This window comes from Ralstonia sp. Ralssp110 (genome assembly GCF_047325135.1).
Lineage (GTDB): Bacteria > Pseudomonadota > Gammaproteobacteria > Burkholderiales > Burkholderiaceae > Ralstonia > Ralstonia mojiangensis.
Window position 1 is genome coordinate 806872 of record NZ_CP168610.1, and the last position, 17476, is coordinate 824347.

Annotated in this window: 17 protein-coding genes; 8 read left to right on the forward strand and 9 right to left on the reverse strand. The window is 62.3% G+C overall.

Annotated elements, in window-relative coordinates:
• Positions 1-21: 21 nt before the first annotated feature.
• Both ACEN9T_RS12500 and icd read left to right on the forward strand, forming a co-directional pair.
• Positions 22-504 (forward strand): sugar dehydrogenase complex small subunit, encoded by a 483-nt coding sequence (locus ACEN9T_RS12500; RefSeq protein WP_413707864.1) that lies wholly within the window; start codon positions 22-24, stop codon positions 502-504.
• A gap of 260 nt (positions 505-764) precedes the next feature.
• Positions 765-2015: an NADP-dependent isocitrate dehydrogenase gene (gene icd / locus ACEN9T_RS12505; RefSeq protein WP_092972710.1), complete on the forward strand. Its 1251-nt coding sequence runs from the start codon at positions 765-767 to the stop codon at positions 2013-2015.
• A 339-nt stretch (positions 2016-2354) separates the two neighbouring features.
• Here the strand turns inward: icd and ACEN9T_RS12510 are convergent, their stop codons facing one another.
• Entirely contained in the window at positions 2355-3104 is a 750-nt protein-coding gene (locus ACEN9T_RS12510) for a GntR family transcriptional regulator (RefSeq protein ID WP_413707865.1), read from the reverse strand.
• A complete protein-coding gene (locus ACEN9T_RS12515; RefSeq protein ID WP_325654246.1) occupies positions 3101-4795 on the reverse strand; it encodes a sigma 54-interacting transcriptional regulator in 1695 nt (564 codons plus the stop codon). The genes ACEN9T_RS12510 and ACEN9T_RS12515 overlap by 4 nt, the downstream gene beginning before the upstream one ends.
• Before the next feature lie 445 nt (positions 4796-5240).
• On the opposite strand from ACEN9T_RS12515, the gene ACEN9T_RS12520 reads away from it, so the two are divergent.
• A complete protein-coding gene (locus tag ACEN9T_RS12520; RefSeq protein WP_413707866.1) occupies positions 5241-6617 on the forward strand; it encodes an OmpP1/FadL family transporter in 1377 nt (458 codons plus the stop codon).
• 48 nt (positions 6618-6665) lie between these two features.
• On the opposite strand, the gene ACEN9T_RS12525 is transcribed toward ACEN9T_RS12520, so the two are convergent.
• The 7 genes from ACEN9T_RS12525 to ACEN9T_RS12555 all read right to left on the reverse strand — a co-directional run bounded on the left by ACEN9T_RS12525 (position 6666) and on the right by ACEN9T_RS12555 (position 13235).
• Positions 6666-8444, reverse strand: a complete 1779-nt coding sequence (locus ACEN9T_RS12525; protein WP_260779770.1) for a sigma-54-dependent Fis family transcriptional regulator — start codon at positions 8442-8444, stop codon at positions 6666-6668.
• A 252-nt stretch (positions 8445-8696) separates the two neighbouring features.
• Positions 8697-9728 carry a 2Fe-2S iron-sulfur cluster-binding protein gene (locus tag ACEN9T_RS12530; protein WP_413707867.1) on the reverse strand — a complete coding sequence of 344 codons (1032 nt, stop codon included), beginning with the start codon at positions 9726-9728 and terminating at the stop codon, positions 8697-8699.
• A 37-nt stretch (positions 9729-9765) separates the two neighbouring features.
• Positions 9766-10755, reverse strand: a complete 990-nt coding sequence (locus ACEN9T_RS12535; protein WP_045202759.1) for an aromatic/alkene monooxygenase hydroxylase subunit beta — start codon at positions 10753-10755, stop codon at positions 9766-9768.
• Between the two features lie 12 nt (positions 10756-10767).
• Positions 10768-11082, reverse strand: a complete 315-nt coding sequence (locus ACEN9T_RS12540) for an MmoB/DmpM family protein (protein WP_045202760.1) — start codon at positions 11080-11082, stop codon at positions 10768-10770.
• A 19-nt stretch (positions 11083-11101) separates the two neighbouring features.
• A complete protein-coding gene (locus tag ACEN9T_RS12545; protein ID WP_413707868.1) occupies positions 11102-11437 on the reverse strand; it encodes a Rieske 2Fe-2S domain-containing protein in 336 nt (111 codons plus the stop codon).
• Between the two features lie 7 nt (positions 11438-11444).
• Positions 11445-11705 carry a toluene-4-monooxygenase system B family protein gene (locus ACEN9T_RS12550; RefSeq protein ID WP_045202762.1) on the reverse strand — a complete coding sequence of 87 codons (261 nt, stop codon included), beginning with the start codon at positions 11703-11705 and terminating at the stop codon, positions 11445-11447.
• 24 nt (positions 11706-11729) lie between these two features.
• Positions 11730-13235 carry a toluene monooxygenase gene (locus ACEN9T_RS12555; RefSeq protein ID WP_413707869.1) on the reverse strand — a complete coding sequence of 502 codons (1506 nt, stop codon included), beginning with the start codon at positions 13233-13235 and terminating at the stop codon, positions 11730-11732.
• 708 nt (positions 13236-13943) lie between these two features.
• Here ACEN9T_RS12555 and ACEN9T_RS12560 point away from each other — a divergent pair.
• The 5 genes from ACEN9T_RS12560 to ACEN9T_RS12580 are packed head-to-tail and all read left to right on the forward strand — an operon-like array spanning position 13944 to position 17473.
• Entirely contained in the window at positions 13944-14153 is a 210-nt protein-coding gene (locus ACEN9T_RS12560) for a phenol hydroxylase subunit (RefSeq protein ID WP_045202764.1), read from the forward strand.
• Positions 14154-14208: 55 nt separating this feature from the next.
• Positions 14209-15216, forward strand: a complete 1008-nt coding sequence (locus tag ACEN9T_RS12565; RefSeq protein WP_413707870.1) for an aromatic/alkene monooxygenase hydroxylase subunit beta — start codon at positions 14209-14211, stop codon at positions 15214-15216.
• Positions 15217-15251: 35 nt separating this feature from the next.
• Entirely contained in the window at positions 15252-15521 is a 270-nt protein-coding gene (locus tag ACEN9T_RS12570; protein WP_012430589.1) for an MmoB/DmpM family protein, read from the forward strand.
• 45 nt (positions 15522-15566) lie between these two features.
• Entirely contained in the window at positions 15567-17111 is a 1545-nt protein-coding gene (locus tag ACEN9T_RS12575) for an aromatic/alkene/methane monooxygenase hydroxylase/oxygenase subunit alpha (RefSeq protein ID WP_092972724.1), read from the forward strand.
• Positions 17108-17473 (forward strand): phenol hydroxylase subunit P4, encoded by a 366-nt coding sequence (locus ACEN9T_RS12580; RefSeq protein ID WP_413707871.1) that lies wholly within the window; start codon positions 17108-17110, stop codon positions 17471-17473. Before ACEN9T_RS12575 ends, ACEN9T_RS12580 begins: the two co-directional genes overlap by 4 nt.
• The last annotated feature ends 3 nt before the right edge of the window (positions 17474-17476 follow it).

Below are 17476 nucleotides of genomic sequence, written 5' to 3' on the forward strand. Positions count from 1 at the left end.
CGATTTTGCTCAAGGCTTGCCGTGTCTCTCCCGCCGTCATCTTCCCGCCCCACCAAGCCCGCCGCCCCGGTTCTGCCGGCCCGTTTCCTGCGCCGCGATTTCGCCCTGGGTTGCGGCGCGTTGATTGTGCTGGGCGCCGTCCCCGGTTTGTGGCCGCCTTCGCACGGCGCTTCCGCCCTCGACGATTTCATGCTCGTGTCACAGACGATTTCCGGCGCGCCGCTGGATCGCCACACTGGGCTGTCCTGTTTCAGCCATCTGCACCGGACTGACGATCGCTTTATCGAGCACATCCAGACGCTTGCGTGGTTGGTGCGCAGGCATCCGGGCGTGGATGCTGCCGGCCTGGTCCGCTTGCTTGAGGCTGACAACGCGCGCGATCTGCGTGCCGCGTTGGTCCGGCTGGTGGATGCCTGGGGCGCCCGGCGGGATGCGGAAGCCGCCTCGGTCGATGTTCGCGCCTTGATGGCGTGCGCTTCCGGTGCCGACCGGACGGGCCGTTGACGGCGCCCGCTCAGGGGCTGGAAGTATGGCGGATGGTGAAATTTTCCGGCATAATGTGGAATTCACTCTTGTGTCTTATATAAGAGTTACGGCTTGCGCCAGATGCGAGATTTTGTGCGGTGCATCGTGAGCGCGTCATCGTAGGCCGTTAGAATCGCCAGTTCATTGCAGCGCGCCACGCCGGCCAACCCGTGAGCGGCGCGCTGTGCTGTCAACCCCCACCGTCCACCCGCTACCTGCGGTCTGCACTGGAGTCGTCCATGTATCAACACATCAAGGTCCCGGCCGGCGAGAAGATCACTGTCAATCAAGACTTCTCCCTGAACGTTCCGAACAACCCGATCATTCCTTACATCGAAGGTGACGGCACCGGCTTCGACATCACCCCGGTGATGATCAAGGTGGTGGACGCAGCGGTTGAGAAGGCTTACAAGGGCGAGCGCAAGATTTCATGGATGGAAATCTACGCCGGCGAGAAGTCGACCAAGGTGTACGGCCCGGACGTGTGGCTGCCGGAAGAAACCCTGCAAGTCCTGAAGGACTACGTGGTGTCGATCAAGGGCCCGCTGACGACGCCGGTGGGCGGCGGCATCCGTTCGCTGAACGTGGCGCTGCGCCAAGAGCTGGACCTGTACGTCTGCCTGCGCCCGGTGCGCTACTTCAAGGGCGTGCCCTCGCCGGTCAAAGAGCCGGAGAAGACCGACATGGTCATCTTCCGCGAGAACTCGGAAGACATCTACGCCGGTATCGAATTCGAAGCCCAGAGCGACAAGGCCAAGAAGCTGATCAAGATTCTGCAGGACGAGTTCGGCGTCAAGAAGATCCGCTTCCCGGAAACCTCCGGTATCGGCGTCAAGCCGGTCTCGCGCGAAGGCACGGAGCGCCTGGTGCGCAAGGCCATCCAGTACGCGATCGACAACGACAAGCCGTCGGTCACGATCGTGCACAAGGGCAACATCATGAAGTTCACGGAAGGTGGTTTCCGTGACTGGGCCTACGCGCTGGCACAGAAGGAATTCGGCGCCGAGCTAATCGACGGCGGCCCGTGGTGCAAGTTCAAGAACCCGAAGACGGGCAAGGAAATCGTCGTCAAGGACGCAATTGCCGACGCCTTCCTGCAGCAGATCCTGCTGCGTCCGGCCGAGTACTCGGTGGTGGCAACGCTGAACCTGAACGGCGACTACATCTCCGACGCCCTGGCTGCACAAGTCGGCGGTATCGGTATCGCCCCGGGTGCCAACCTGTCGGATTCGGTGGCGATGTTCGAAGCCACCCACGGCACGGCTCCGAAGTACGCAGGCAAGGACTACGTGAATCCGGGTTCGGAAATCCTGTCGGCCGAAATGATGCTGCGTCACATGGGCTGGACGGAAGCCGCTGACCTGATCATCTCGTCGATCGAGAAGTCGATCCTGTCGAAGAAGGTCACGTACGACTTCGCCCGCCTGCTGGAAGGCGCGACCCAAGTGTCGTGCTCGGGCTTCGGTCAAGTGATGATCGACAACATGTGAGATCGTTTCGCCTGATTTCACGGCGAACCAGAAACCCCGGTAGATCAACGATCTCCGGGGTTTTTTCTTTTCAGGTCGTACCAGGCGGCATCATGGCAAGCGTCACTTGGTGGGGACCATTCAGAGCGGTAAGGAGGATCTTGAAAAACCCTCCTTAATCTCACCTCCGAGCGAGAATCCGGCACTCCGGCCGCGCGGCCTGCAACTTGCAGCGTCCTGTATGTACGCGAAAAGGCCCTGGCGGCATGGGATTGTGAGCGTTGGCAGAAGTGATGTCCTGGCCAAAATTCACCTGGTGCAAATCGCCCGCCACGCCATCACATCCACCGTTTGCTACCTCTATTCACTCGTCCCCGTCTCCAGTCCGAGCTTTGCCAGTAACTCGTATGTAAGTCGGATGTGCACTTCAACCGCCAATGCCGCACGGGCTTCCTGCCGTGCCATGGCCGCTTCGAATATGGCCGTATGTTCCTCATGCACGTTGCGGCTGCTGGGTTGCACGGTGCTCCGCCGAATGGCCACGCGCCGATAACGTTCGCCATGGCGGTAGAGCAGGTCCAGCAGGTACTTGCTCCACGGTGAACGGTGCGCAGCGATGAGTGCTTCATGAAACTGCCGGTTGGCACGTTCCCAGTGTTCGGGATTGGCCGATGGACCCAGCGATTCCGCGTCGCTCAGGGCATCAAAGGTGGCGCGCAGGTGTGCTTCCCATTGCGCATCGCCGTGACGGATGGACAAGCGCACAGCCTCCGTTTCCAGCATCACTCGCGTGTCGGTGAGGTCCTGCAGGTCGGCCAACGAAATTCCCGTCACGCGATAGCCGCGCTGGCCCTCCACCGTGACGAGCGCGTCCGAGACGAGGAGCGCCAGTGCTTCGCGCAGCGTGCCGGCCCCCACGTTATATCGATCCTTGAGATGTTCAACGCGCAGGCGCTCGCCCGGAGCGAGACGGCCCCGAATGATGTCTTGCCGCAGATCGAGGTAAGCGCGCTCGCATAGGGTACGGGGCACTTCGGGTTCTGTATGCGCAACCGTGGTTGTGCTGGCCGCTTGTGCGCCAGACACGCCGGCTTGTATGGCGCGTTTCATTCCTCGCTACCTCTGTCTAGATGCCGCTTGAGGCGATAGGCCAATTGGGGGCGGGTGAGGCCCAGCTGGCGTGCGGCGCCGGAAAGATTGCCCTTGGCACGCTCGACTGCAAGGTCAAGCAGTTGCGTTTCCAATGCTTCGAGACTCAGGCCGCTGTCCAGAATGCGCGCGCACAGGGTCTGTTCGCTTTCGAGCCGCACGGGTGCCAGGCGACCTTGGGGGCTCAGCTGCGATTGCATGCCTGAAGGCTGGTTGGGAAAGAGGTGTTCAATCTCGATGCTTTCACCCTGTGGTGCGAGGATGACGCCGCGCTCCACGAGGTTCTCCAGCTCTCGGACGTTGCCGGGCCAGTCGTGATGCATGAGCGCTTGCATCGCGCGTTCCCCAAAACCAGCGAGGCGCTTCTGGTGCAAGGCTGTGAAACGGGCCAACAGGTGATTGGCCAGCGGCTCGATATCAGTCATGCGTTCTCGCAGCGGCGGGATGCAGATCGGATAGACGTTCAGTCGATACAGCAGATCGCGACGAAAGCGCCCCTGAGCTACCGCGGCTTCAAGATCGACGTTGGTGGCTGCCACGAGACGCACGTTCACCTTGCGTGTGCTTTCGGCGCCAAGTCGCTCGATTTCGCCCTCTTGCAGAACGCGAAGGAGCTTGGCTTGGGCGGGCAGCGGTAAGTCGCCCACTTCGTCCAGGAACAACGTGCCGCCATCCGCCCGTTCGAAGCGGCCGGTGCGCGCCGCGTGGGCGCCGGTATAGGCGCCGCGCTCGACGCCAAACAGCTCGGCTTCGATCAGATCGGCCGGCAGGGCGGCGCAATTGACGGCGACGAAGGGGCCCGTTGCTCGGGGCGAGCCTTCGTGAAGAGCCCGCGCAAAACGCTCCTTGCCCACGCCTGTCTCGCCTGTGAGCAGCACCGTCACGTGGGTGGCAGCTGCACGGTTCAGCAGTTCGTGGGCGCGCTGGAACGCGGGCGAGCGGCCTACCAGCATGCCCGCTGCCACGAGCGGCTCACGTGTCGACTCGATCGTGGTTTTGAGGGCTTGCACTTGTTCGCTAAGCGCCGCAATCGTGTCGAGCAATGACTCGTCTTCAAAGTACTGGCGCTGCTCATCCCCGTCGGGCCATTCATCAATCGGTTTGCCCACGATCTCACAGTGATCGGCGCCACATGCGGCACAGGTGCTTTCCTTGAAGAGGATAAGACGGCCCATGAACGCACTGGTGTAGCCGCTGGCATAGCCGAGTTGGATCCAGCAAGCCGGTTCGTCCACCACGCCGTAGGCTTGACGGTGGGCGTGCGCTTCCCAGGAATTGTCCCAGCGGAACTCGCCAAAGAACCGCCCGCTCGCGGGGTCGAAGTCGAGCTGGACCGGTGTGACACGCACCGCCCCTTCGAGCATGTGCAACTGCGGGCCGACCATGAAGGCGGCATCGAGTGACAGCGCTCCACGCGTCTTGCGAGCAAATTCGGCATCGCGACGCCCGGAGGCATACCCCATGCGGGTCAACAGGCGGCGCGCATGAACCGGCCCTACCGAATTGATCAGGTCTTGCCGCAAACCGCTCAGCGCGGCGGTGTGCAGCAACAGCATGCGCCGCTCGCCCAGCCAGATGGTGCCGCTCTCGGGTTCGAAATGCAGCAGGCGCCGCAGGTCGGCGTCTGAGGGGTAATTGAACTTGGCTTGCACAGCGCGCGGCCTCCTGGGTGAGGGCGGAATTGGCCGGAATCTCGATATTCTCCTGGATAAGCAGGAAGACAGCAAGCACCGGAAGCAGCGGGGTTTCCGGCAGGGGCGAGGGCTTTGATCAATTGATAAAACGCCGATGTTGACCAATCCCACCAAATCATTAAAAAGGAGAAGGGGGTCTCCGTACCGGGAGCAGCGACCCCACTTGGGGCCCGGAATACGCGCGGGAAATCGAGCCGAAACGTCATGGTTTTCCCTTGAAATATCGAGATTATTTAGCCAGGCGGTCGCAGCTGGCATGCCTTCTGCAAACCGACTCCCGCGACCGCGCAGCAGCGCTTTGCCGGTCGCGATTCCGGCGGTGTGTCCGCGGCGCATGTTCGTCGCGATCGGGCAGTGCCGCCGTCTTGTTATCTCGCATCAATCAATAGACAAGGAGACACCCGTGAAAGGCAACTACGTTCGCGCGGCCACGGCCATCTGTGTTGCGGTCTGTGGGACCCACGCCAGGGCGACAGACGTGTTCAATCTGGAGGGTTTTGGTCCGATCTCGCGCGCAATGGGCGGCACGGGCGCGGCCTTCGATATCGGGGCCGCCGCCATGATGGAAAATCCCGCGACACTTAGCCTGATGGGCGAGGGCCGCCATTTCAGCCTGGGGCTCGATGTTGTGTCGACCGACATCAAGGCCACGAATACGGCAACCGGCGAGACAGCGAGTTCGGGCAACCACGGCAATAACAACGGCCCATATTTTGCGCCACAGACAGCGTTTGTTTATCGGCAGGGCAGGTACGCGTTTGGGGCGGGCATTTTCGCGGAGGGTGGCCTGGGCACGCAATACGGTGGCAGCAGCTTCCTTTCGCGCACCTCCAACGGTGTGGACACCGGGCTGGACCAGTTCTCTCGGCTGCTGGTGTTGCGTGTGCCGTTTTCGGCGGCATACCAAGTCACCGACAAGTTGACCGTGGGCGCATCGCTGGATGCTGCCTGGACGTCGCTGAATCTCGGGACACTGCTGGATGTTTCCCAGATCGGTACGCTGGCCGGCCAGGGGCGCGTCTCGGGCACGCTTGTTCCCACCTTGATGGGCGTGCCAGGGCTTTCCGGTGGTTACATCAACTTCGCACGCAATGCGCCGGTGGGGGGCGGCGCTCAGGCCTGGGGCATCGGCGGGCGGCTGGGTCTGACCTATCAGGTCACGCCGGATACCCGCATCGGTGCCGCGTATAACGCGAAGACACATGTTGGCGACCTCACGGGCCAAGCAACGCTTGCCGCCGTCAGTTCGGTCGCAGGCAACATTCCGCTCAAGGGTGACGTGACGGTTCGAAACTTCCAGATGCCCGCGCAACTGACCGTAGGCATCAGTCATCGGTTCAACGAGCAACTGCTGGTGTCAGCGGACTACCAGCGTGTGTTCTGGTCAAGCGTGATGAAGGACATGAACGTCGGGTTCGTGCAGTCGGGCACGGGTGCCAATCTGGATCTGTCGCTGCCGCAGAACTACCGCGATATCAGCGTGTTCGGGATCGGCGCCGAGTACCGTTACAACGCAAAGTGGACGTTCCGTGGCGGGTTCCATTACGCGCAGGAGGCCATTCCGGGCAACATGCTTTTGGCCGTGGTGCCCGCCACGCCTACGACGAGCCTGACCGGCGGCGTTTCCTATGCAATCGGCAAGAACGATGTGATCGACTTTGCGCTGTCGGTAGCGCTGCGCAAGACGCTGGCCAATTCGAGCCAGCCCAATACGGCTGTGCCGATCAGCGTGACGCACTCGCAAGTCAACGCCGTGATTGCGTATCAGAAGCGCTTCTAGGGCGCACGTGCCTGGGCGACGAAACCTTGTCGCCCAGGCTTGCACGGATCAGCTTCCGTCGACCGGAATGTGATACTTGCGAAGCCGGTAAGCCAGCGTCGGGCGACTGATGCCGAGCACCCGTGCCGCGCGCGACAGGTTGCCGTTGGCCTCGACCACGGCGGCGCGCAACATCGCCACCTCGGTTTCCTCCAGGCCTGGCCGGGGAATGGCTGTGCTGGACGGCGCGACGTCTTCAGCCGTCTCGCTGCTCTGCCCGATGTTGCCACTGCGTTTGAGGATGAACGAGGCGGTGTCGATCTCCTCTCCGCTGGTGAAAAGATGGCACAAGTCCAGTGACCCGCCATCTTCGGCCAGGATCACGGCGCGTTCGATCATGTTCTCCAGCTCGCGGACATTGCCGGGCCAGTCGTAGGCGAACAGCGCATCGACGGCACGTTCGCGAAAGCCGGTGATCTGTTTGTCGTGCTTCTTGGCCAAGCGCTGGAGGAACCAGTTCATCATCAGCGGGATGTCGTCCCGCCGTTCGCGCAGTGGCGGGACCTGGATCGGGAAAACGTTCAGCCGAAAGAACAGGTCTTCGCGAAACTGGCCCGCCTTGGCGGCTTCGCGCAGGTTCACGTTCGTTGCGGCAATCACCCGCACGTTGACCTTGCGTGTGCGCGTATCGCCCACGCGCTCGATTTCCCCCTGCTGCAGCGCGCGCAACAGTTTGCCTTGTGCTGTCAGGCTGAGCGTGCCGATTTCATCGAGGAAGAGCGTCCCGCCGTCGGCGCGTTCAAAGCGCCCGGGCCGTGATGTGGTCGCGCCCGTGAATCCGCCACGCTCCACGCCAAACAATTCCGATTCCATCAGATGTTCGGGGATCGACGCACAGTTGACGGCGACGAATGGCCCGTCGGCGCGTTTGCTCAGACGATGCAGATTGTTGGCGAAGACTTCCTTGCCGACACCGCTTTCGCCCAGGAACAGCACGGTGGCTTCGGTGGGGGCCACCTTGTTCACCATATGGCAGACGGTGTTGAAACCGGCAGAGATTCCAACCACGCCGAAGCTGTTTGCCGGTGCGGCGGCCAAACGCGCTGCGATGCGGCTTGTGGCGGGCAATGGCGCCTCGTGTTGGGGTGCCCATTTGACGAAATCGCCGATCTGCAGGAAACGCAGGTCGTCTTCGGCGTCTTCCCACTCTTCAACGGGTTTGCCAACCACGCGGCACTTCGCATGTCCCATGCCGCGACACTCGATCTCGCGCCAGAGGATGGGGCGACCCATGAAAGCGCTGGTGTATCCGCACGCATAGCCGATCAACATCCAGCACACCGGTTCGTTGCCGATGCCGTAGCTGGCGACGTGGGCCTCGGCCTCGGAGCTGTCGATCAGGTAGAAGTCGCCGAAATAGTGGCCACGCTGTACATCGATATCGAGTGCGACCGGCTCGCAGTGCACCATGCCTTCCAGCGAGACCAGTTGCGGGCCTGCCAGGAAGTCGTCGTAGCTGTTGAAGCCTGCGCGAACCTTGCGCGCCATGGCGGCATCGTGCGTACCGGCCTGATAGCCGATGCGGGTGATCAGCCCGCGCGCCGTTTCCTTGCCCAGGCTTTCGATGAGCTCTTGCCTCAGCGCGCCGAGCGAGCTGATGTGCATGAGCATCATGCGTTGGTCGTCCAACCAGATCCGGCCTTGCTGGGGAGCGAAGCGCAAGCGTTTGGCGAGGTCGTGGATGGCCGGCACGCGGATCTCGGTGGCTCCCGGGTGTTTTGGGTCGCGATCGGGTCGCGCCGGTGCCGTTGCGTCGGATTTGGATTGTCGCGGATGCCGTTTTGCCATGGTCTCCTCGATCGCGGCCAGATGGATTGCCGTCGCGACGGCGAGCGGCTGGCGCTTACGCGGTACCGGCTGACTGCTGTCGTCGGACGGTCCGCGGACGTCATACAAGGTTCGATCGAATGAGCTTAACCTCAGCTTCCAGATATGGGGATTGGTGAAAGTACGCGACATGGCCGATCTGTGAAATTGATCGTCGATGCTGTGCTGTGTTCGTCGCGTTGCTGGGCTCGCGATTCTTGATGGGTTGCTGGCTTAAACGAAGCGGTCGAAGTGCATCTGTTCGAACGGCACGTGATGCGTGTGCATCAGCAATGTCTGCACGGCTTCGATCATGGGCGGAGGGCCGGCGAAGTAGAACTCGAAATGGTCCAGCGGTGTTGCCAACACCCGCTCGACCTCGGCGTGTACGAAGCCGGTCGGTCCTTGCCACGCAAGCTCAGGCGCAGGCGCAGACAGCACGACCGAGAGTGCGAAGCGGCTGTCTGCCACGAGGTCTTCAAGTGCCGCCATGGCACCGAGGTCGGGCTGTGAGCGCCCGCCGTAGAAGAAGTGCACGCGTCTCGCGCGGTTCTCGGAAAGCGCTCCACGGGCGACCGACAGCATGGGCGCAAGCCCCGAGCCTCCGGCAATGCACACAATGTCGCGTGCGTTGTCGTCACGCAGGTAGGCGTGGCCATAGGGGCCATCGAGCGTGATGGTCTGCCCGATTGCAACGTGATCGAACAAGGCGTTGCTGCCAGCACCGCCGGGAACGCGCCGGATCACGAATTTCCAGATGCCGTCCTGACTGGGGAGGTTCGACATCGAATAGGCGCGCGCACCCGGCGTGTGCGGCGGATACAGCAGCGCGTACTGGCCCGGACGGAACTCTGCCGGGGCCTGTATCTGAAATGTGAACTCGCTCATGTCGGGCGTCAGCTCGCGCCGGGCCAGCAGCACGGCCGGCCAGCGGCCCGGTGATACGACCGGGCGATATGCTTCGTCGCAGCGCACGCGGATCGTGCAATCGCCCAGCAGGCGCGACTGGCAGGCGAGATGTTTGCCGCGCTTGCGGTCGCGTTCAGACAGCCCGGGTGCTTCCGGCCAGATGGATTCCACGAGACCCGAGAGCAGGTCAAAGCGGCATGCACCGCAGCCCCCGACGCTGCACTCGTGGGGCAGGGCAATGCCGGCGCGCAACGCGCCCCGCAGCAAGGTGTCTTCTTCTGCAGCGACGGAAAAAGCGGCGCCGCCTTCGATGGTGATCTGGTGTGTCATCGCCAGTTCCGATGTGTCGTTGGCCATGGTTTGGATGGAATGATGTCGCCCGGGCTGTTTGGTCTCACAGGCCGATGCTGTGCCGGAACTCGCGCACCGCAGCGGTGGCGCGCGCCTGCGCCGCTGGCGCGTCGGGCAGGGCTGCGCAGTAGGCCACGATGGCTTCATCTGCCAGGGGCTCCCATTTGGCGAGCCAGCCGGTGATGACCTCGCGGTTCCCGGGCTGTTCCAGCGCCATGCGTACAAGTGCGCCGGCCCAGCGGCGATGGCGTTGCGCATCGGCAAGTTGCGCGTCGGTCAGCAGGCCAAGCAGGGTGTCGCCGTTGTGCCGGGCCGCTTCGCCAAGACTGCGCAATACGGCTTCCTCCACCGCCGGCCGTACCACCAGGCTCAGGGCAACGAAGCACTCGGCCCAGTCCCACGCCACCAGCGCGTGTTCGACGAGCTTGCGCCAGCCTTGCCAAGCCGGGTCCTGCTCCCAGTAGCGGCGTTCATCGGTGCCGAAGCCGAGATCGCTGAAGGTTTGAGACAGCTCCTTGGTGCGGTACGCGGTATGTGTCAGCCAGCGCAGCGAATCGGCCGTCTGATACGCCGCGCAGTTCGAAATGGTCGAGGCGGGCGCCAGTTGCGTCAGATAGGCCGAGCCCATCTGCAGCGTGTGGAACAGGTAGCGCGCGGGCGTGTACAGGCGAGCCAGCGTGCCTGCCCAGGTGCGTTCGAGCATGGCGTCGTGCCCGCGCTCGGAAAACTGGTCGAGCAGCCCGAACACATAGGTCTCCTGCCCGTCCTGCAGCATGTTGTACGTGCGGTAGACCAGTTCATCCGGATCGCGGAACGCGTTCCAGTCGGGGTGGGTCAGGGGAGATGCGTTGCGGTTGCGCTTGAACCACTGCGCCATCTCGAAATTCGGGTCGAGCTCGAACGGCGCATCGGGGTTGTCGGTGGTGTAGTGCAGGTTGGTCGAGACGATTTCGTACTCGCTGGGCTTGCGTCGCCGCGCGGCCAGGTGACTCCAGGTCTTGAGCGGCTTGAGGACTTCAGCTTGCGTTGTCATGTGTGTCTCCGATTACAGCGTTTTTTCGTAGTAGAACCGGACGTAGTCATCCGTCGTTTCGATGCGGCCGGCGAACGAGCTGAGGTTGACTTCGAGCTCGGACATCTTGAACGGTCGCCCCAGTGCCTCTTCGAGCGTGGCGCGGCGCAGGATCAGTTCGCCGTCGGTGTCGATGCGCACATAGGCGAGCTTGTCGTCGATGCGGATGCTCTTGCCCGGGTTGTCTTCCTGTGCGGCTTCGATGACGCCGGCAGTGATGCTGCTCGCGCGCAGTACGGGACCGACGCGATTGTTGCGGTAGGCCTCGGCGGTGTTGGCGATACTCATGGTGGGTTCCTTGGCGATGTCAGCAATTGGCGAAGAGAGGCTCAACGCCCTCGATTGCGACGAAGATGTCGTCGCCTTCGACTTTCAAGGCGTACTCGGCAAGCCGGCAGCCGCCGGGGTTGATGCCTTTGCCGGTGTTGGCATCGAAGGTCCACTGATGTGCGCGGCACATCAGCACCCGGCCGTCGAACTTGCCCTCGGCCAGCGGGATGTCCTGGTGCGGGCAGATTCCCTGGAACGCGCGCGGTTCACCCCCTTCGGGGCGCACCAGCACGATCACATGGCCGGCGACTTCGACCTCGGTCATGTCGCCTTCCCAAAGCTCGTCGAGCGAGCAGACTTTCTGGAAGTTCATCGCGGCCTCATGCATCGCAAAAAATGAATTCGAGCGCTTCCATCGGCTTGATGTCGGTGTCGGCCAGCTTGGCGTTGCGCGGATAGAACTGCTCGCCGCCCTGGCGCCGGACCCTGACGATCTTGCCGGGCTGCGGTGCCACGCGGCGCCCCACCGAGTGGTGTGCCGCTGCTGCGGCCACCTCGTCGATCGTGTTCTCGGTATCCACCGCGACGAGCTGCAGCACGAAGTCGTACTGAAAATTCGAAATCACAGGAAAAAGTGCCATGTCGTCCTCCGTTTGCGTGCCGCCTCACGCGGCTTTCTTTTGGTAGCGCTGATTGCGATACGCCTCGACCCACGCGTAGTGATGGGCGTCGTCTCCGCACTCGCCAGGCGCCAGGTTCATGTACTGAAGTGCGCCCATCAGGTTGGGTGGCTGAATCTGCCCCGCGAGGAATCGGTCGACCAGCGTCAGGTGGTCGCGATAGCGCAGCGGGTCTTGCTGGAAGACCCAGCGGTCGATCTCGGAATTGAAGTGGTACGTGCGGCCCTTGTAGTCGAGCGGGTAGTCCTTCACGTTCCAGCCGTTGCCCGGAATTGCGCAGATCGGCAGCTGGCTCATGTTGCATACGATCGGCAGTGTCTCGGGCACGGTCAGTTCGGGCTTGCCGGCCAAGAGGTTGTCGATGATGACGTCCCAGGCTTTGCCGAATGTGTCGTTCCAGCCGGGGTATTTTTCTTCGAGCCAGTCGCGGCAATCAGGCGTCATGCCGGCAGCGGGGTTCCACCAGATCGTCGGACGCCAGAACCAGATACCCATCTGGTAGGCGTGGTGCTGGTAGTCGAACTCGTTGATCATCTGATCCCAGTACCAGGGCAGGTCCAGGCCCAGGTCGATCAAGGTGCGTTCAAACTGCCCGACGATCCACTCCGTCATGAATTCCTTGAACGACTCCTTGCGATGGTGCAGCGGCGTTGCGTAATCCATCGAGGTGCCGGTGAGCAGCGAGAACAGCCGCCAGGCGCGCGCAATGGCAATGTCGACGAGTTTCTGCGCCTGCTCCTTGTGACCGTTCGCGATTAGGATCTGCAGTGCCGGACCACCGATCTGCGCATGCCGCGACTCATCGGTCTGGATGCTTGAGATGAGGCTGGCGAAGGTGAAATCACCCGCCTCTGCAGCGTCGGCGGCGAGGCCGAGGAACTGCATGTTGGTAAAGCCCGTCTCAAAAGCGAACGTCAGCATGATCGCAATATCGATCGCGCTGCGCGACATGAACAGATCATCGAACGTGCTGCGTGCCGCGATCGCGCCCCATTCGTTGGTGTGATAAGCCTTATGGGCCCAATCGAACTGACGGTCCTTGGCGCAATAGTCGTGCGGGAAATACAACTGCAGCTGGCCGTGCCGATTCTCGTCGAGCATGCCGAAGGTGGCCATGTTGCGCATGCCCGGTGCGCGGCCGAAGCGGGCCATGCGTGCCTCCGCGCTCATCGCGGCGTATTCGCCGAGCGCAATGGCGCCGTAGTGCGCCTTCAGAATCGACAGCCAGCCCGGGTCGGCGTCTTCGAACATGCGGCTGCGTTCTAGCGCAGCCTTGACCGAGTACGCACCGGCATCTTTCTCGCGCTGGATGCGGACGTATTCGGGATACGACGTCTTGTATGGCTCGTCGTAGGTTTCCCATGTCTGCATCGGTACGCCCTGCGCGCCGGTCATGATGTCGGGAAACAGCTCGGACTCGGTGACGTAGCTCGGGGTCCAGTTGGTCGTGCGTGCGATGTCGTACCACGCGGCGCGTTCCAGTAACGCCATGGTGATGTCTCCTTGGTGGGTCTGTAGTGCTTTTGCTTGGTGGTCTCAGCGCGGTCGCATTTGCGCTGGGCGGTCCTCCATTGCAAGGGCGGTGCCAACCGCAGCGCCTGCCGTGGGTTGGTGCAACGCAAAAATCCCTGACGCCTGTATCGACGCGCGCCGTCGACACGCCTGTGCGCTGCCTGTGTGCAGTGCAGAAGCGCTCATCCCCATCGCGATTTCAGTTTTTGATCAGATTCGGTCGCCATTGCCTTGCCGTCTGATTTGATCAATTGATAAGAATCTCGAGAATCCGGATTCTGCTTCGGCGTAGCGCACCCCGGACAGCCGATATACGCCTATCCGGCGCCAGAGTGTTTTCTCGAAGTCGGAGCGCGCGGCCCGCAATGAGCCTGTCGTCCGCCTGTTTTCCGGTTATTCCAAGCCTGTAAGGCCACGGCCGGGCTCGACGATTTGATGAAAACCGCCCCGAGTGGCTCGATCAAATGATCAATTCGCCTGCCTGATCAAGCGAAATTCGCTGCCATTGCCCCGTGTTTTGCGTGCATGACACCGCATAAAGGCTGTCTCGTTGTTGGGGTTTTCCCTTGAAATATCGAGATTTTTGAAGAAGCTCCGCCCAGCTGGCACAGCTTCTGCAAAAGAGGAGCCGTCACCGGCGACAGCTCAGCGTCGGTGGCAATCCCGACCTCAACAGCGGATATGCCCATGACCACGCAAATCAACCTGTCATCCGACGAGATGCCCATCGTCGATCTCACGCGCAAATACGTGAGTCGTATTGAGCGACGCGACGATGGGCTGGTGAGCTTCGAGTTCGCCATCGGCTGGCCCGAGCTGAGTGTCGACTTGCTGCTGCCCGAGCCGGCCTTCACCGCGTTCTGTCAGCGCCACCAGGTGACGAGGCTGGATTCCTGAGACGGCGCAGACCGTCCACCGCCACACCCCATAAAACACCCAGGAGACAACCCGCATGAACATCGACTTGCAGGCCCGCGAAATCACACCGCTGCGGCAGACCTTCGCCCACGTTGCCCGCCTCATCGGCGAAGGCAAGGCAGCCACGCGCTACCAGGAAGCGACTTACGGCGCGCAGTCCATGGCGAACTTTCACTATCGCCCGACGTGGGACCCCGCGCACGAGTTGTACGACCCGAGCCGCAGCCGCATTCACTTGGCTGACTGGCAGGCGCTCAAAGATCCGCGCCAGTTCTATTACGCCACCTGGACCATGACCCGCGCGCGTCAACAGGAAGCGGTGGAAGCGAACTTCCAGTTTGTCGAGTCGCGCGGGCTGGCATCTGCGATGGGTGATGCGCTGCGCGACCGCGCGCTGCAGGTGCTGCTGCCGCTGCGCCACGTGGCGTGGGGCGCCAACATGAACAACGCGTCGATCTGCGCGTATGGCTACGGCACGGCCTTCACCGCGCCCGCGATGTTCCACGCCATGGACGATCTCGGGATTGCACAGCTGATTACCCGTCTGGCCCTGGCACTGGACGAGCCTGCCGTGCTCGATGCCGGCAAGCGGGCCTGGCTGGAGGACCCCCGTTGGCAAGGCTTGCGCCGCTACGTGGAAGACAGCTTCGTGGTGCAGGACCCGGTCGAGCTGTTCGTGGCCCAGAACCTTGCACTGGACGGGCTGCTGTATCCGCTCATCTGTGGGCACTTTGTCGATGACCACCTCGCTCTGCAAGGCGGTACGGCCGTGGCCATTCTGACGAGCTTCATGCCCGAGTGGCACGACGAAACCGCGCGCTGGATCGACGCGGTCATCAAGACCATGGCGAGCGCATCGGAGCCCGAAGCCGCTGGCAACCGCGCTTTGCTCTCGCAATGGTTCGCGCAGTGGGCCGACCGTGCACAGGCCGCGCTGGCACCCGTGGCCGAGATGGCCTTGGGCGAGCACGGCGCTGCGGCACTGGGCGAAGTGCGTGCCGCCCTTGACGCTCGTGCGGCCAAGCTTGGCTTGTCGCTCTGAACTCCACGTCTTCCGATTGCTTGCAGAGGAAACCCATGTCTCAAGTCTTTATTGCCTTCCAGGCCAACGAGGAGTCGCGCCCTGTGATCGAGGCCATCGTGACCGACAACCCGGAGGCCGTCGTCACCTACCCGACTGGCCTGGTCAAGATCGACGCCCCAGGGCGCCTGACCATCCGCCGCGAGACCATCGAAGAGCAGACAGGCCGGCCCTTCGACCTTCAGCAACTGCACGTCAACCTCGTCACGCTCTCGGGCCACATCGACGAAGACGACGATCAGTTGACGCTGAGCTGGCAGCACTGAACACGAAAGACCTCGCACACCTACACATACGAGAGGAGACACCCTATGGACACCCGTGTTGCCAAGAAGAAGCTTGGCCTGAAAGAGCGCTACGCCGCCATGACGCGCGGCCTGGGCTGGGAAACGACCTATCAGCCGATGGACAAGGTCTTTCCGTACGACACCTACGAGGGGATCAAGATCCACGACTGGGACAAGTGGCAAGACCCGTTCCGCCTGACCATGGATGCGTACTGGAAGTATCAGGGCGAGAAGGAGAAGAAGCTCTACGCCGTGATTGAGGCTTTTGCGCAGAACAACGGTCAGCTCGGCATCAGCGATGCGCGCTACGTCAACGCGCTCAAGCTGTTCATCCAGGGCGTCACGCCACTGGAATACAACGCGCACCGTGGGTTTGCCCACGTGGGCCGTCAGTTCACGGGCGAAGGTGCGCGCGTGGCTGCGCAGATGCAGTCCATCGACGAACTGCGCCACTACCAGACCGAGACGCATGCGATCTCGCACTACAACAAATACTTCAACGGCATGCACAGCCCGAACCACTGGTTCGACCGTGTCTGGTACCTGTCGGTGCCGAAGTCGTTCTTCGAAGATGCGTGCACGGCCGGTCCGTTCGAGTTCCTGACGGCGGTCAGCTTCTCGTTCGAATACGTGCTGACCAACCTGTTGTTCGTGCCGTTCATGTCCGGCGCCGCGCACAACGGCGACATGAGCACCGTCACCTTCGGCTTCTCTGCGCAGTCCGATGAGTCGCGGCACATGACGCTGGGCATCGAATGCATCAAGTTCATGCTGGAGCAGGATCCCGACAACGTGCCCATCGTTCAGCGCTGGATCGACAAGTGGTTCTGGCGCGGCTACCGGCTGCTGACCATCGTCGCGATGATGCAGGACTACATGCTGCCCAAGCGCGTGATGAGCTGGAAGGAGGCCTGGGAGATGTACGCCGAGGGCAACGGCGGCGCGCTCTTCAAGGACCTGGCGCGCTATGGCATTCGCGAGCCGGCGGGCTGGAAGGACGCGTGCGAAGGCAAGGACCACATCAGCCACCAGGCGTGGGCCACGTTCTACAACTACGGCGCGGCCGCACCGTTCCACACGTGGATTCCGAACGAGGACGAGATGCAGTGGCTCGCGCAGAAGTATCCGGACTCCTTCGACAAGCTCTATCGCCCGCGCTTTGAATTCTGGCGCGAGCGGGCCGAGGAAGGACGGCGCTTCTACAACAAGACGTTGCCGATGCTGTGCACGACCTGCCAGGTGCCGATGTTCTTCACCGAGCCGGGCGACGCCACCAAGATCGCCTATCGCGAGAGCGACTACTTCGGCAACAAGTATCACTTCTGCTCGGACCACTGCAAACACATCTTCGACGACGAACCCGAGAAGTATGTGCAGAGCTGGCTGCCTGTGCACCAGGTCTACCAGGGTCATTGCTTCCCTGAGGGCACAGACCCGACCGCCGAAGGGTTCGACCCGTTGATGGCGGTGCTCAAGTACTACGAGATGAACATCGGACGTGACAACTTCGACTTCGAAGGCTCGGAAGACCAGAAGAACTTCGCCGCCTGGACGGGAGAAACAGCATGAGCGTCGTGACCAATCCGAAAGCCGCGCCCTACAAGTTTCCGATGAAGGACGTGCGCGAGAACTTTCCTGCGCCGCTGCTCTACATCGGGTGGGAAGACCACCTGATGTTCAGCGCACCGTTCTGCCTGCCACTGCCGGCGGAGATGCCATTCGGCGCGGTGGTGACACAGGTGCTGCCCGGGCTGTATGCCGAGCACCCCGACTTTGAACGCATCGACTGGAGCGCTGTGCAGTGGTTCAAGTCCGGCCAGCCCTGGACGCCCGATTCGGCCAAGTCGTTGGCCGGTAACGGGCTGGGCCACAAGGACGTGATCCGTTTTCGTACGCCGGGCCTCACCGGCATCAACGGTTCCTGCAGTTAAGCC

Bases quoted from the DNA above. Each gene is read 5' to 3' on its own strand.
- icd (WP_092972710.1), top strand. From the start codon at position 765: ATGTATCAACACATCAAGGTCCCGGCCGGCGAGAAGATCACTGTCAAT.
- ACEN9T_RS12510 (WP_413707865.1), bottom strand. From the start codon at position 3,104: ATGAAACGCGCCATACAAGCCGGCGTGTCTGGCGCACAAGCGGCCAGC.
- ACEN9T_RS12525 (WP_260779770.1), bottom strand. From the start codon at position 8,444: ATGGCAAAACGGCATCCGCGACAATCCAAATCCGACGCAACGGCACCG.
- ACEN9T_RS12530 (WP_413707867.1), bottom strand. From the start codon at position 9,728: ATGGCCAACGACACATCGGAACTGGCGATGACACACCAGATCACCATC.
- ACEN9T_RS12535 (WP_045202759.1), bottom strand. From the start codon at position 10,755: ATGACAACGCAAGCTGAAGTCCTCAAGCCGCTCAAGACCTGGAGTCAC.
- ACEN9T_RS12540 (WP_045202760.1), bottom strand. From the start codon at position 11,082: ATGAGTATCGCCAACACCGCCGAGGCCTACCGCAACAATCGCGTCGGT.
- ACEN9T_RS12545 (WP_413707868.1), bottom strand. From the start codon at position 11,437: ATGAACTTCCAGAAAGTCTGCTCGCTCGACGAGCTTTGGGAAGGCGAC.
- ACEN9T_RS12550 (WP_045202762.1), bottom strand. From the start codon at position 11,705: ATGGCACTTTTTCCTGTGATTTCGAATTTTCAGTACGACTTCGTGCTG.
- ACEN9T_RS12555 (WP_413707869.1), bottom strand. From the start codon at position 13,235: ATGGCGTTACTGGAACGCGCCGCGTGGTACGACATCGCACGCACGACC.
- ACEN9T_RS12560 (WP_045202764.1), top strand. From the start codon at position 13,944: ATGACCACGCAAATCAACCTGTCATCCGACGAGATGCCCATCGTCGAT.
- ACEN9T_RS12565 (WP_413707870.1), top strand. From the start codon at position 14,209: ATGAACATCGACTTGCAGGCCCGCGAAATCACACCGCTGCGGCAGACC.
- ACEN9T_RS12570 (WP_012430589.1), top strand. From the start codon at position 15,252: ATGTCTCAAGTCTTTATTGCCTTCCAGGCCAACGAGGAGTCGCGCCCT.
- ACEN9T_RS12575 (WP_092972724.1), top strand. From the start codon at position 15,567: ATGGACACCCGTGTTGCCAAGAAGAAGCTTGGCCTGAAAGAGCGCTAC.
- ACEN9T_RS12580 (WP_413707871.1), top strand. From the start codon at position 17,108: ATGAGCGTCGTGACCAATCCGAAAGCCGCGCCCTACAAGTTTCCGATG.